The organism is Leucobacter sp. VD1 (assembly GCF_037150695.1).
Lineage (GTDB): Bacteria > Actinomycetota > Actinomycetes > Actinomycetales > Microbacteriaceae > Leucobacter.
Map to the genome: position 1 here is coordinate 431,613 of NZ_JBBCPO010000002.1, position 13,670 is coordinate 445,282.

At 68.7% G+C, this 13,670-nt stretch carries 12 protein-coding genes; 3 read left to right on the plus strand and 9 right to left on the minus strand.

The features are described 5' to 3' along the window. Positions 1-8 precede the first annotated feature (8 nt). From WFL22_RS07390 to WFL22_RS07400, 3 genes are all read right to left on the minus strand, one after another. Complete coding sequence (locus tag WFL22_RS07390; RefSeq protein WP_442918971.1) at positions 9-971, minus strand: quinone oxidoreductase family protein; 963 nt, start codon at positions 969-971, stop codon at positions 9-11. A 122-nt stretch (positions 972-1,093) separates the two neighbouring features. Beyond that, entirely contained in the window at positions 1,094-3,163 is a 2,070-nt protein-coding gene (locus WFL22_RS07395; RefSeq protein ID WP_336992101.1) for a YhgE/Pip family protein, read from the minus strand. Continuing rightward, positions 3,160-5,931 (minus strand): MMPL family transporter, encoded by a 2,772-nt coding sequence (locus tag WFL22_RS07400; protein WP_336992102.1) that lies wholly within the window; start codon positions 5,929-5,931, stop codon positions 3,160-3,162. Before WFL22_RS07400 ends, WFL22_RS07395 begins: the two co-directional genes overlap by 4 nt. A 137-nt stretch (positions 5,932-6,068) precedes the next feature. On the opposite strand from WFL22_RS07400, the gene WFL22_RS07405 reads away from it, so the two are divergent. After that, on the plus strand, positions 6,069-6,758 hold the full coding sequence (locus WFL22_RS07405) for a TetR/AcrR family transcriptional regulator (protein WP_336652536.1): 690 nt from the start codon (positions 6,069-6,071) through the stop codon (positions 6,756-6,758). 36 nt (positions 6,759-6,794) lie between these two features. Further along, on the plus strand, positions 6,795-7,400 hold the full coding sequence (gene dcd, locus WFL22_RS07410) for a dCTP deaminase (protein WP_336652535.1): 606 nt from the start codon (positions 6,795-6,797) through the stop codon (positions 7,398-7,400). Positions 7,401-7,479: 79 nt separating this feature from the next. On the opposite strand, the gene WFL22_RS07415 is transcribed toward dcd, so the two are convergent. From WFL22_RS07415 to WFL22_RS07440, 6 genes are all read right to left on the minus strand, one after another. After that, on the minus strand, positions 7,480-9,564 hold the full coding sequence (locus WFL22_RS07415) for a cytochrome c oxidase assembly protein (protein ID WP_336992103.1): 2,085 nt from the start codon (positions 9,562-9,564) through the stop codon (positions 7,480-7,482). Positions 9,565-9,715: 151 nt separating this feature from the next. Beyond that, the gene (locus WFL22_RS07420; protein WP_017884001.1) at positions 9,716-9,994 is read right to left on the minus strand and encodes an HU family DNA-binding protein; all 279 of its coding nucleotides are present in this window, start codon (positions 9,992-9,994) and stop codon (positions 9,716-9,718) included. Between the two features lie 283 nt (positions 9,995-10,277). Next, the gene (rpsN, locus tag WFL22_RS07425) at positions 10,278-10,583 is read right to left on the minus strand and encodes a 30S ribosomal protein S14 (RefSeq protein ID WP_336652533.1); all 306 of its coding nucleotides are present in this window, start codon (positions 10,581-10,583) and stop codon (positions 10,278-10,280) included. 2 nt (positions 10,584-10,585) lie between these two features. Next, a complete protein-coding gene (gene rpmG, locus WFL22_RS07430) occupies positions 10,586-10,753 on the minus strand; it encodes a 50S ribosomal protein L33 (RefSeq protein ID WP_017884003.1) in 168 nt (55 codons plus the stop codon). Next, positions 10,753-10,989, minus strand: a complete 237-nt coding sequence (gene rpmB / locus WFL22_RS07435) for a 50S ribosomal protein L28 (RefSeq protein ID WP_042544302.1) — start codon at positions 10,987-10,989, stop codon at positions 10,753-10,755. The genes rpmG and rpmB overlap by 1 nt, the downstream gene beginning before the upstream one ends. Positions 10,990-11,206: 217 nt before the next feature. Beyond that, entirely contained in the window at positions 11,207-12,487 is a 1,281-nt protein-coding gene (locus WFL22_RS07440; RefSeq protein WP_336992105.1) for a dicarboxylate/amino acid:cation symporter, read from the minus strand. 159 nt (positions 12,488-12,646) lie between these two features. On the opposite strand from WFL22_RS07440, the gene WFL22_RS07445 reads away from it, so the two are divergent. Next, positions 12,647-13,426, plus strand: coding sequence for an SGNH/GDSL hydrolase family protein (locus tag WFL22_RS07445; protein WP_336992107.1), 780 nt, complete (start codon positions 12,647-12,649; stop codon positions 13,424-13,426). Positions 13,427-13,670 lie beyond the last annotated feature (244 nt).

A 13,670-nucleotide genomic window follows, 5' to 3' on the forward strand; every position in this document is an offset into this window, starting at 1 on the left:
CGCGGGCGTCAGGGTTCGAGGATCACTTTGCCCGTTGTAGCGCGGGATTTGAGGGCAGTGTGGGCGTCTGCGGCTTCCGCGAGCGGGAAGCGCGCTCCGATGCGCACGTCGAGGCTGCCGTCGGCGATCGCGTCGAAGAGGTCGCGATAGCGAGCCTCGCGCTCCTCTGGGGTGCGCAGAAAGTGTCCCATCGAGGGGCGGGTGACCGAGAGGGATCCGCCCGCGTTCAACCGCTGCAAGTCGAACGGCGGCACCGGGCCGCTCGCCGCCCCGAACAACACCAGTTCACCGCGCACCCGCAGCGACCGCAAGGAGTCGTCGAAGGTCTGCTTGCCCACCCCGTCGTAGACGACGGCAACCCCTTCGCCGCCGGTGAGCTCACGCACCCGCTCGGCGAAACCGCCGTAGTCGATCACCTCGTCGGCACCAGCGCCGCGGCTCAGCGCGCGTTTCTCGGGTGTGGAAGCCGTGGTCAGCACGCGCACACCGCGCCGCACGAGCAGTTGCGTGAGCAGCAGGCCCACACCGCCGGCACCGGCGTGCACGAGCACGGTGTCGCCGGGCTGCGGCTGCGCAGCAGAGACCGACAGGTAGTGGGCGGTGAGGCCCTGCAGGGGCAGCGCCGCGGCGGTGTCGGCAGCGATGCCCTCGGGCACACGCACCGCACGATCAGCGCCCACCACGAACTGTTCGGCGTACGTTGCGCGCGCCTCAGCTGTGGTGATCAAGTCACCCACGGCAAAGCCCGCAACGCCCGCGCCCACGGCGATCACCCGGCCGCTCGCCTCAGCACCGGGTGTGAACGGGAAGCCCACCCGGTAGGCGCCGGAGCGCTGATACGTCTCAATGAAGTTGACGCCGGTGGCGGCGGTGCGCACGAGCAACTCGCCTGGTCCCGGCGCAGGCTCGGGCAACTCACGCAGTTCGAGCACCTCCGGGTCGCCGGCCCGCTCCGCAACGATCGCTCGCATAGTCATACCTCGACCCTACGCCGCCGGCCCGAGCGGAACCAGGGGCGTCGGGGCCGGGGCAGGGCCAGAGCCGATCCCGGGACGGAGCAATCCCGATCCGCCCCGAGACCGTCGGCCCTGGGCTACCCCTCGGCCCGGGCCGCCTTTCGCACCCGAGCCACCGCGAACGCCGTCAGCGCGAGACCGCCGAGCGCCCACAGTGTCAGCGCGACAGCCGCGCCCGCCGCATCGCTGGCGCCCGTTGCAATCGCCTGGAATCCACCGAGCGCCGCCCCGATCGGGCTCGCATCGCCCACCGCGGCGAGGGGGCCCGGCACGGTCGAGACGATGCCCACAGCGAAAGCCACCACCAGCAGCACGAAGGCGATGAAGCGTCCGAGCCCCCCGAGCAGCGCCGAAAGCCCCTGCACCACGAGGGCGAACGCAATGCCCGCGAGCAGCGCCAGCCCGAAGAACGCCGAAGCGCGCCCCAGGTCGTAGCCGAGCGCCATCGGCAGCACGACGCCCGCGATCGCACCCTGCACAGCACCCAGCGCCACCGCCGGCACCGCGCTGCGCAGCGTGATCCGCCCGATGCCGCGAGCGGCCTCGCGGGTGCGGCGCCACAGCGGCGCAAGTACCAGAAACATGGCGAGCGCACCAGCCCACAGCGCGATCCCCGCGAAGAGCGGCACACCGGAGGCGTTGAACAGCTCGTCGCTGCCGCCGCGCGCCTCCACAGGCGCAATCGCCGTCTCGGCGAGCTTGTCGCGCTGCGCCTCGGTGTAGTTCGGGATGCCGCTGACGGCCTCGCCGAGCCCACCCGCAAGGTCGCGCGCGCCGGATGCCGACTGCTCCGCGCCGGAAGCCAGCTGCGAGGCACCCTCCGCAAGGGCGGGGGTGCCCGCCGCGAGCTCGGAGGTGCCGGTTGCGAGTTGGGAGGCGCCGCCCGCGAGACCGGACGCGCCCGCGGCGAGCTGCGCACCCTGCCCGGCGAAGCGGTCGAGGCCGGCACCGAACTCACCGAGACCGGCGATGAGGGCGTCGAGCTGCGCAGACGCGTCGCCGCCCCCGCTCCCGCCGGCACCCAGCGTCGCTTCAAAACGTCCCTGGGCCGCCGCAAGACCATTCATCCCCGACTGCACGCTCTGCAGACCGCCGCCGATCTGGGTCACCCGATTCACGAGCGTTGTCTGCAGCGTCGCGCAGAACTCGGGGCTCGCGCCCGAGGTGTAGCAGCCGCCCACCAGCGTTGCGATATCGCCGGGGAGCCCCGTCTGCGGGTGCATCGCCGCGCCAACAGTGCCGAGCCCTTCCGCGACCTCGCTCTGGGGGGCGGCGCTCTCTGCCTGCAGCTGTGTGAGCGCACCGACGGTGGTCTTCAGCTGGGTCGCGGCGCCGGCGGCACCCTGCCCCAGCGGCCGGTAGGCTTCGGCGAGCTGCGACGCCCCTCCGACGTACTGGCCCACACCCGAAGCCAGCTCCCCCGCGCCGTTCGCCAGCTCCCCGGCACCGCCGGCGAGCTGCTGCGTGCCGTCCGACAGCTGCTGGGTGCCGGTCGCGAGCGATCCTGCCCCTTCGGCGAGCTGCGCGCCACCGTCGGCGAGCTGGGTGGCACCCTCTGCGGCTTTCCCGATGCCGCGGTGCAGTTCGCTCATCCCCACGAACACGCTGCCCACGAACTGCTCGCCGAGCTGCTGGTTCAGCACACTGGTGGCGGTCTGAGTGACGATGCCGCTGAGTGCGGTGTCGACGAGTCTGCCGCGGTCGCTCTCGGCGATGTCGATGTGGGCCTGCTCGGCCTGGTCGGGCCCATCAGACAGCGAGGTGGCTGCGGCCGAGAAGTTCTCGGGGATCGTGACGACGGTGGCGTAGCGACCCTCGTCGAGCCCCTGCTGGGCGTCGTCTGCGTCGGTGAGCACCCAGGTGAAGTTGGTGCGCTCGGCGTCGGAGCCGGAGGCAGATCCCGATCCGCCCTCTGACCCGATCAGCTCACCTGCCAGCACACGGCCGAGCGGCACGGTCTGCCCGTCGACCTCGACAGGCTTGTCCTGGTTGACCACGGCGGCGGTGACCGTGTCGAGTCGCTCCGTGGGGTTCCAGAGCCCCCACAGCAGCACGGCCGCAACGGTGAGCGGCACCAGCACGAGCCCGAGCAGGGTGGTCCAGTGCACAGGCTTGCGACCCCGCAGCGGGGTGAGGGTGGCGGTCATCGGCCAGCTCCTTCCAGGGTGTGCGATTCGGGACCGTGCGGATCACCGGCAGCCGATGGCGGTTGCACAAACACGGTGTCTTCAAGCAGCAGACGCTCGGCGAGTTCGCGCGATCCGAGCACGATCACCGTGGGTGCCGGGCGCGATCCGCGCACCGCCTCGATCCCCGCTGCGGCGAGCGCCGAATGCGCGCTCTCAACGAGCGCGAGCGGCAGGGGCCGTTCGGCTGCCGCCCGCAGATCGAGCATCACGATAGCGGGGTGATCCTGCAGTGCTTCGCGCAGCGATTCCGGGGTGGCCCACGCGGTGCGTGCGCGCAGCGACGCGGCGCGTTCAGGCAGCAGCAGACCGTCGACCTTCACCGTGCCGGTGACGATCGGGGCGCGGCCGGTGAGCACTTCTGCGAGCGGCAGGGAGAGCGGATCGCGCGGGTCGAGCAGCAGAGTCTCGCCGGGCGCGATGCGCAGCTCGGACAGCCGCAGACCACCGTGCAGCGCGAGCCGCTGTACCGCGACGACGGCGTTCGGCATCTCGGACGGCCAGTCGCGGTGCTCGATCTCGCGTGCGAGACCTTCACCTTCGACGTCGAATGCCGGCAGCACGCGCGACAGCCAGCGGGGCATCCACCAGGCCCGGTCACCGAGCAGGGCCATCACGGCGGGCACGAGCGTCATCCGCACAATGAAGGCGTCGACGAACACACCGACGGCGAGACCCAGGGCGATCACCTTGATCGACGGGTCGCCCTCGGGCACGAAGGCCGCGAACACCGCAAACATGATGAGCGCGGCGGCGGTGACCACCTTCGCGCTGCCGACAAAACCACGCTGGATCGCGTCACGAGCGCTTGCACCGTGCACGTACTCCTCTCGGATGCGCGATACGAGGAACACCTCATAGTCCATGGCGAGACCGAAGAGCACGCCCATCAGAATGATCGGCATGAAGCTCAGCACGGGCCCGGTCGAGCTGACGTGCAGCGGATCGGCGAACCAGCCCCACTGGAACACCGCAACGACCGCACCGAACGCAGCACCCACCGACAGCAGATAGCCCAGTGTCGCCTTGATGGGCACCCAGACAGAGCGGAACACCATCGCGAGCAGGATCAGCGACAGGCCCACGACGAGCACCCCGAAGGGCAGCAGCGCATGCATGAGCATTTCGGAGACGTCGATGCCAACGGCGGTGAAGCCGGTGACCGCGAGACTCACCCCGTACTTCTGCTGCCACTCATCGTGATGCTCGCGCAGCGTGTGCACCAGCTCGGTGGTGCTCTCAGCGTGCGGCCCCTCCTCGGGCACCACCTGGATGATGCCGGTGTCAGCGCCCCGGTTGGGCGTCGAGAGCGGCACATCGGCCACACCGGGCACGGCACGCACTTCATCGGCGAGGTCAGCCATGAGACCGAGGGGATCCGTGCTCGTGATGATCGAGCCAGTGAGCAACAGCGGCCCGTTGTGGCCCTCACCGAAGTGCTCGCCGGTCAGTTCGTAGGTGACGCGGGCCGGATCGTCGGCGGGCAGCGAGGTGGCGTTGGGCAGCGCGAGCCGCAGGTCGAGCGCTGGTACGGCGGCGATGCCGAGCGCGACGAGCACGGCCGCGATGGTGAGCAACGGACGGCGGGTGACGACGCGCACCCAGCCCGCGAAGAAGCGGTCGGCACGGGAGGATGCGGGGGCCGCAGCGAAGTGCACCGCAGCGGCGTCAGCGGTGTCGGATGCTGCGGCGAGCGCGATCCGCTGCCGCTTGGGCAGGATGCGCATCCCGGCCATCGCCATGATCGCAGGAGTGAGCGTCACCGAGATGAGCACGGCGACGGCGACCGCCGCAGCCGCGGCGACGCCGAGCGCGGTGAGGAAGGGAATCCCCGCCACGGCCAGGCCCACGAGCGCGATGATGACGGTGAGGCCGGCGAACACGACCGCCGATCCGCTGGTGGCGGTTGCCCGCGCAATCGACTCGTCGACAGCGGTGCCTGCCCGCAGCTGCTCCTGGTGGCGGCTCACGATGAACAGCGTGTAGTCGATGCCAACGGCGAGGCCCAGCATGAGGGCGAGCATCGGGGTGGTGGAGGTCAGATCGGCGAACGCCGTGACCAGGAAGAGCCCCGCGATTGAGACGGCAACGCCGAGAATCGCGATGAGGAGGGGCATGCCGGCGGCGATGAGCGAACCAAGGGTGAGGATCAGCACTACGAACGCGATCACCACGCCGATGGCCTCGGTGGGGCTGATGCCGGGCACGGCGGCGGAGAAGGCTTCGCCGCCGTAAGAGGTTTCGGCGCCCTGCGGGAGGTGATCCCGGATGGTGTCGGTGACCCGCTCAATGCCCGCGACTGTGGCGTCAGAGACGCTGCTCACCTCACCCTCGATCTGCACGGTGATCAGCGCGGCGCTGCCGTCCTCGGCGAGACCTCCGCCCTGCTCGCTGAAGGGGGTTTGCACGGCGGTGACCCCGTCGACCTGTTCGAGTTCGGCCGCAGCGTCGTCGATAATGCGCTCGTAGGCGGGGTCATCGGCGCGCTGGCCATCGGCTGCGACCACGATGATGGTGGCGCTCGTGCCGCTGACCTCGGGGAAGGTGCGGCTGAGCTCGGTGATGGCCTGCTGTGACTCGGTGCCGGGAATGGTGATGGGCGCGTTGGCGCCCTGCCCGAAGAGCGCGGCACCGGTGCCGAGCAGCGCGAGCAGCACGATCCACAGACCGAGCACGAGGAAGCGGGCGCGGGTCGCCCAGCGTCCGAGGGCGTAGAGCAGCGTCGACATGCGTGCCTTTCGGTGGCGGCGCGGGCAGGATGATGCGATGCACGAGCGCACCGCTTCGATACACCAGTGTATGCGTTCCGATACACCGATGTATCGGAACGTTCCCAGCTTCGGATGCGCGTGAGAGAATGACAGGCATGTTCTCCGCCGTCGACCCCACAGCGCCCGGCGCTGCCGTGGACCCGGCACTCAGCGCTCGTCGCCAGGAGACCCGCAACCGGCTGCTCGATGCGGCGGCCGAGGTCTTCACCGAAGAAGGCCTGCAGGGCGCCACCGTCGAGCAAGTGTGCAGCCGCGCCGGGTTCACCAGAGGCGCGTTCTACTCGAACTTCTCCAGCAAGGAGGAGCTGTTCCTCGCCACCCTGCAGCACCAGTACCAACGACGCGCGACACAGCTCACCCAACGCGCTGAAAGCCTCCTCCCCCATCTGCAGAGCTGCGCCGAGCCCCTGCAACCGGCCGAGGTCGCCGGCTACGTGCAGGAGTTTCTCTCTCCGCTCGAGGCCGAATCGGCCTGGTTCGCGCTCGAAACCGAGTTCATGCTGCTCGCCATGCGCGACCCCGAACTCGCGCCACCAGGCTTCGCGGGATTCCTCGACTCGCTGAAGGGCGAACTGGCCGAGGTCGTCGAGAAACTGGTCGACGCGGCAGGCCGTCGCTTCGTGCTTCCAGTCGAGCGCGCCCTCGCCGCCTTTGACGGCCTGTACGATCGGTCAGCGCGGCTCGCTGCGATCTCTGGCGGGAGTGCCCACGTCGGAGCGGAAGACCTCGGCGAGCGCATCACCGAACTGCTCTTCGTGCTCACCGAAGAGGTACAGGGCAACTGATCCGCCCCGCAGCCGCCCTCGCATAGAATCGATCGCGTGCTGCTCTCCGATCACGACATCAACGCCGAACTCTCCTCCGGGCGCATCGGCCTCACGCCCAGCGAGGCCTCGATGGTGCAGCCGTCGAGCGTCGACGTGCGCCTCGACCGCTACTTTCGGCTCTTCGACAACCACAAGTACGCGGTCATCGACCCGGCAGTCGAGCAGCCCGAGCTGACCCGCCTCATCGAGGTCGACCCCGCAGAGGGCTTCATTCTGCATCCCGGCGAATTCGTGCTCGGCTCCACCTTCGAGAAAGTCTCCCTGCCCGACGACGTCGCAGCCCGCCTCGAAGGCAAAAGCTCACTCGGCCGCCTCGGCCTGCTCACGCACTCCACCGCTGGCTTCATCGACCCCGGCTTCGAAGGGCACGTCACCCTCGAACTCTCCAACGTCGCGACCCTGCCGATCCGCCTCTGGCCCGGCATGAAGATCGGCCAGCTCTGCTTCTTCAAGCTCTCCTCGCCCGCCGACAGGCCCTACGGAGCGGGAGCCACCTTCTCGCGCTACCTCGGCCAGCGCGGCCCCACAGCCTCGCGCTCGCACCTCAATTTCCACCGCGCCGACGTCACCGTCACCGACGAGGGCGCACCGGGGGCGTAACCGACTCCGGTCGCAGCACGCAGGCTCCCAGCCGAGCGCAGCATCGCGCGGGGCCGCTCACACCCCGCGCGATCCGCCGTCACACTCCCGGAGTCGTGCGCCCCGAGGCCCGCACCCGCTCATCGCGTTCAGCCTGCGCGGCGAGCATCGCGTTGTACGCCTGCAGTTCTGCGTCACCCGAGCGCTCCTCGGCGCGATCCTTGCGCTTCTGCTCCTTCGCATCGCTGCGAGACCACTGCACTGCCACCACGAGCGCGAGCGCGAGCGTCGGCAGCTCACCGATGCCCCACGCGATCCCGCCACCCGTCGACTGATCTTCGAGCGGTGTCGCCCCCCAGGTGCGGCCCATCGCGCCGTACCAGTCGGCGAGCAGCAGCCCGTCGCCGGTCATCAGGGTCACACCGAAGAAGGCGTGCGACGCCATCGTTGCGAACAGCGTCACGAGGCGCAGCGGGTACGGGAAGCGGTAGGGTACGGGGTCGACGCCCACCATCGACAGGCTGAACAGGTAACCCGCGATGAGGAAGTGGATGATCATCCACTGGTGCCCCAGGTGCTCCTGTGCCGCCCAACGCGCAATCGGAGTGAAGTAGAACACCCACAGCGACCCCGAGAAGACCACCGCTGCCACGGCGGGGTGCGTGATGATCTTCGAGTAGGGGGTTGCTACGGCCCACAGAATCCACTCGCGCCCACCCCAAGAACCATCGGTGCGCCGCTCCACAGCGCGCAACGCGAGGGTGACGGGCGCACCGAGCACGAGCATCAGCGGAATCAGCATGGTGAGCATCATGTGGCCCAGCATGTGCACGCTGAACAGGTACTGCTCGTAGGCGTTGAGCGCTCCGTTCGTCGTGTAGAACAGCAGCAGCATCCCGAGCAGCCACGAGATCGTGCGGCCCACCGGCCAGCGGTCACCGCGGCGAGCGAGACGGATCACGCCGGCAAGATACAGCGCCGCCCCGAACACGCACACCAGCACCCAGGCGAGGTCGAATTTCCACACGGTGAGATAGCTCTCGAAGGTGAGTTCGGGAGGCAGCGGATCGCCGGTCAGCCATTCAGCTGGACTGATCCGGCCGCCCTGGTCACGTGCGGGCTCCAGCGCAACGGGCGTCGCCGTGCGGCCGAGCGCGCCGGCAACGCCGCTCGCCACACCCATCACAGCAAGCTCGGCCAGCACAAACCACACGAAGATGCGCGTGCCCCCGCTCCCGATGCGCGGAATCAAGCGCGTGCGCTGCACCGCACCGAACACGCCCAGCATCACGAGCGCCGCGGTCTTGAGCAGCACCAGCTGCCCGTAGCCGGTGCCGAACAGCGCGTCGAACGACCCGATGCGCAGCCAGGCACTCACGACACCCGATGCCACCACGCCAACGAACGCGAACAGCGCCAGCGTTGAATAGCGGGCGGTGAGCACCGCGAGCCGCTGCTTGTCGACAACCCGGGCCACGAAGATCAGGGTGAGCAGGCCGCCCAGCCACACCGCGGCCCCGAGCAGGTGCACGAGCAGCGAGTTCACGGCCAGGCCGTGCCCGGAGGCACCCGCAGCATGCCCCTGCTGAGCCAGCGGCAGCGTAGTGAGCAGGGCGGCGACGAGCACGAGCAGGGTCAGCCGGCGGCCGCGGATCGCGAATGCGAGCACGGTGGTGACCGCAGCCAGCAGCAGTTCGATCATCCACAGCTGCCCGAGTTCGATCTCGGTCACGAACATCGCGAGCCCCGCCCCGAACTGCGGATCCGGTGAGAACGGCTGGCCCGAAACGTCGACGTAGGTGAAGAGGATCGTCGCAGCGCTCGCCACGGTGAGCACCGCGGCCGAGGCGGCGGCGAGGTCCATCGCCGCTCGCGTCTCCGCCGGCGGCTCCGATGCGCGGCGTCCGTCGCTGCTGCGGGCATCACTCGTGCGCGCTTTCGAGCCGTGGCCGGGGACGGCGGTGCCCGCAAGCGCCCAGACCGCCATCACGACAGAGCCGATGAGGCCAGCCATCGATACGTTCACGAGGGTGCGCGAGAGCGGAACACCGAATCGCACGAGCGTGCCCGGGTCTGCGAGCGTACGCTCGTCGGCGGCTCCACCGATCCCGAGCCCGATGAACAACGCCACGAGGGTCGCCGCGAGCAAAAGGGCAGGAGCGAGCACGCGCAGATATCGGGGCACCGAACCAGCCTAACGCGGCAAGCCTGATGTCTCCTTCGGAAGGCCCGGGCCGCCCTGCACTCTCTCCTGGGCATGCCCCTGCTCTTCGCCCGGAAACGCAGAAGACCCCGGCGACGACGAGCGTCGGCCGGGGTCTTCTGAGGTGAAGAAGTTACTTCACGGCAGCCTTGAGCTTCGAGCCGACCGACACCTTGACGCGCTTGCCAGCGGGGATCTCGATGGTCTCGCCGGTGCGGGGGTTGCGGCCGGTGCGGGCAGCGGTGGTCGCGGTCTCGAAGGAGATCCAGCCCGGGATCGACACCTTGTCGCCACCGGCGACGGTCTCGGAGACGGCGGCGAAGAGGCCGTCGATCACGCTCGAAACGGCGGCCTGGCTCTGGCCGGTCTCTGCGGCGATCTTGGCAACGAGCTCAGTCTTGTTGAGTGCCATGTTGTGTCCTTCCAGGGCATCGACGCGAGGCGTCCGCCCCTGATCTGGTTCAGGTGGCCCCGCCCGGTGGGTGAGGCCGATCGGTTGATCGCGTACGAATCTACCCTAATTCGGCGGAATCCTGCGGATCTTGCGCCGTTTTCACCGCAGAAACCCTGAAAAAGGGGGCGGAATCCCAGGCTGCGCACCTCACATACGCGAAACGGGCGCGGATCCCTGAGGATCCGCGCCCGTTCGTCAGCCGGTGGCGGCCGCGTTCAGCGGTCGTACCGTCTGTGGCCTGTTACCAGGACGACTTGGTGATGCCGGGCAGCTCGCCACGGTGCGCCATGTCGCGGAAGCGAACACGCGAAACGCCGAACTTCGACAGGACGCCACGGGGGCGGCCGTCGATGACGTCGCGGCTGCGCACGCGCACCGGCGAAGCGTTGCGGGGGAGCTTCTGCAGGCCCACGCGAGCGGCCTCGCGGCTCTCGTCGGTCCCGTTGGGGTCGACGAGGGCCTTCTTCAGCTCAGCGCGCTTCTCCGCGTAGCGGTCGACGATCGCCTGGCGCTGCTTGTTCTTCGCAATCATGCTCTTCTTCGCCATGATTAACGCTCCTCTCGGAACTCGACGTGCTTGCGGATGACCGGATCGTACTTCTTGAGCACGAGGCGATCGGGGGTGTTGCGACGGTTCTTCTTCGTCACGTAGGTGAACCCGGTGCCCGCGGTCGAGCGGAGCTTGATGATCGGACGTACGTCCTTGTCCTTCGCCATTAGAACTTCACCCCACGCTTCTGCAGATCAGCAACGACGGACTCGATGCCACGGGCATCGATGACCTTGATGCCCTTGACCGACAGGGTGAGGGTCACCTTGCGGCCGAGCGACGGCACGTAGTAGGTCTTCTTCTGGATGTTCGGATCGAACCGACGCTTGGTGCGACGGTGCGAGTGCGAGATGTTGTGACCGAAGCCGGGAACGGCGCCTGTCACCTGGCACACTGCTGCCATGGTGTTTCCTCTCATACCGTGAGGCCGGACGGCCTCACCCAAGATTTCTTGTCTGCAGGAACCCCGGCTTGATGAATCATTCCGGTCTCGAACCGAGCGGTTCCCGCGGTCTGCGCACTGGGACGGCGCACAGCCAAAGATCGAGCTTAGACCAGCATCGCCTCCCACGCAACCCCGGGCGTGTCGCATGCCGGGTGCACCCTCCCCGAGACGCGGATCAGCCCAGCGAGTGGCGCTGATCCACGGCACCGTCGATCAGCTCGACCTCTTCATCAGCGCCCTGCTGGGCCTGCTCACCGAGGCGCCCGCGGGTCAACTTGTTCACGATCATCGCGATGGCCCCGTCACCGGTCACATTGGTGGCGGTGCCGAAGCTATCGAGGGCGATGTAGGCCGCAAACATCAGCCCGACCTCCGCCTCGCCGAAGCCGAGCATCTGCACGAGCAAGCCCGCCGCTGCGGCGATGGCGCCGCCGGGCACGCCGGGAGCGGCAATCATCATCACGCCGAGCATGAGAATGAATGGGAAGTATGCCCCGAACGACACATCGCCGCCGGTGAGCAGCAGCACCGCGATCGAGAAGCAGGTGATCTTCACCATCGAACCCGACAGGTGGATCGTGGCGCAGAGCGGCACCACGAAGCCGGCGACCGAGTCGGAGACGCCGTTCCTCTTAGTCGAGGCCAGCGTCACCGGGATCGTGGCAGCCGATGAGGAGGTGCCGAGCGCTGTGAAGTAGGCGTCGCGCATGTTCCAGAGCGCGCGCAGCGGGTTGCTGCCTGACATGGCACCCGCCACCGAGTACTGCAGCAGCAGCACGACCAGCGTCAGCGCGAAGGAGACGATCACCACGAGCAGGAACTTGCCGACGACCTGCAGCGCCGCCCCACTCGCGGAGAGGTCGAGGAAGATACCGAAGATGAACAGGGGCAGGGCGGGCACGATGATGCGGCGGATCAGCGACTCGATGATCGTGCGAAACTCCACCGCGCCGCGGAAGATGACCCGGCTGCGGAACGCCGTGAGCCCGATGCCGACGACGAAGGCGAGCACAAGCGCGCTCATCACGTCGATCACCGGGGACAGCACGATCTCGGTCGCAGCCCCGTCGGGTGCCGCGGTGACGCTGAAGTAGGGGGCGAAGCCCGATCCGCCCTCGTCACCCAGCTCGCGCAGGCCGCCGCCTGCCATCGACGCCGTGAACAGCCATCGGCTCACACCATAGGCGAGCAGGCCCGCAATGACTGTCGAACCGTAGGCGATGGCTGCCGTGATGCCGAGCCATTTGCCTGCGCCCGTGCCGAGTTCGGCGATCGCGGGCGTCACGAGGCCGAGGATGATGAGCGGCACCGCGAAGCCGAGGAAGCCAGAGAAGATCGAGTTGTAGGTGAGGAACACGCCACCGAGCCAGGCCGGCATGACAGGTCCGAGCAGAATGCCGAGCACGATCGCGATGACGATCCAGCCGAGCAGCGGGATGGAACGGAACAGTTTCATGGGATCCTTCTGGGCCGGTGACGGGCGGATCGCGCGGCGCTCGACGGCTCCGGCGAGGGCGCGCCCCGGCTCGGAGCGCTGCAGACAGTGTACGCAGACGGAACGACGGTGCCGGGCCGGCAGCAGCTGAGCGCGGCCCTGCGGGCGTAGGCTGGAGCGGTGGACGAGCAGCAGCAGCGGGCAGCGATCCGCTACGTAGCGATCGGCGACAGCTTTACCGAGGGCGTTGGCGACGAACAGCCTGACGGTTCGGTGCGCGGCTGGGCCGATCTTGTGGCGCAGGGTCTCGCCGACGCGGCTGGCCAGCCGATCCAGTACGCGAACCTCGCGATCCGAGGCCGTCTCCTCGGCCCGATCATCGCCGAGCAACTGGCACCGGCGCTCGCCCTGGACCCCACCCTCGTCACCTTCAACGGCGGCGGCAACGACATGCTGCGCCCGGGTACTGACATTGCCTGGATCATGGGTGAGACCGAGCGGGCGCTGCAGCGCATCATCGATGCGGGTGCTGAACCGTTGCTGCTCGCCGGTGCGAACCCCACCGCCGGCCTGCCGGGCGGGGCGCGTGTGCGCGCGAAGGGCGACGCGCTCGTGCGCGAGGCCGAGGTCATTGCTGCGCGACTGGGCATCCGCTTCGCCGACAACTGGAGCGACCCTGAACTGGCGCAGCGGCAGTACTGGTCACCCGACCGCCTGCATCTCGCACCCATCGGCCATCACCGCGTTGCGGCGAATGTGCTGCGCGCGCTCGACCGCCCTGCACCGATCGACTGGGTGCTCGATGCGGCACCGGTTGCGGCTCCCTCCCGTCGCGAGCAGCTGCGCTACACGCGCGAGCATGTCGTGCCGTGGGTGCGGCGCCGGCTCACCGGCAGATCAAGCGGTGACGGCCGCACAGCCAAGTACGCCGAGTGGACCTGGGTGACGCCGCGCAGCTGATGCCGTGGTCGCGGCATCGCGCTCGACGCATCGCGATCCGCATCCGCTCATCAGAAGCAAGCCATCAGCGGCGGCGGATCAGCAGCAGCCGATCCACCCCACCGTCTCAGCGCCACCTCTCAGCAGCCGCCGCGCCATCTTTCTGGCTTCCCAGAATCATCCTTCGGGATGAGCCGAGATAGTACCCGGGGACGATGCGGCCACCCGTGCGGAACGACAGGATGGAACCATCGACCGAGCCGTG

Coding starts and splice junctions, on each gene's coding strand:
- WFL22_RS07420 (WP_017884001.1), bottom strand. CDS start 9,994: ATGGCACTCAACAAGACTGAGCTCGTTGCCAAGATCGCCGCAGAGACC.
- WFL22_RS07440 (WP_336992105.1), bottom strand. CDS start 12,487: ATGAAACTGTTCCGTTCCATCCCGCTGCTCGGCTGGATCGTCATCGCG.
- WFL22_RS07400 (WP_336992102.1), bottom strand. CDS start 5,931: ATGTCGACGCTGCTCTACGCCCTCGGACGCTGGGCGACCCGCGCCCGC.
- WFL22_RS07390 (WP_442918971.1), bottom strand. CDS start 971: ATGCGAGCGATCGTTGCGGAGCGGGCCGGCGACCCGGAGGTGCTCGAA.
- WFL22_RS07405 (WP_336652536.1), top strand. CDS start 6,069: ATGTTCTCCGCCGTCGACCCCACAGCGCCCGGCGCTGCCGTGGACCCG.
- rpmG (WP_017884003.1), bottom strand. CDS start 10,753: ATGGCGAAGGACAAGGACGTACGTCCGATCATCAAGCTCCGCTCGACC.
- WFL22_RS07395 (WP_336992101.1), bottom strand. CDS start 3,163: ATGACCGCCACCCTCACCCCGCTGCGGGGTCGCAAGCCTGTGCACTGG.
- rpmB (WP_042544302.1), bottom strand. CDS start 10,989: ATGGCAGCAGTGTGCCAGGTGACAGGCGCCGTTCCCGGCTTCGGTCAC.
- rpsN (WP_336652533.1), bottom strand. CDS start 10,583: ATGGCGAAGAAGAGCATGATTGCGAAGAACAAGCAGCGCCAGGCGATC.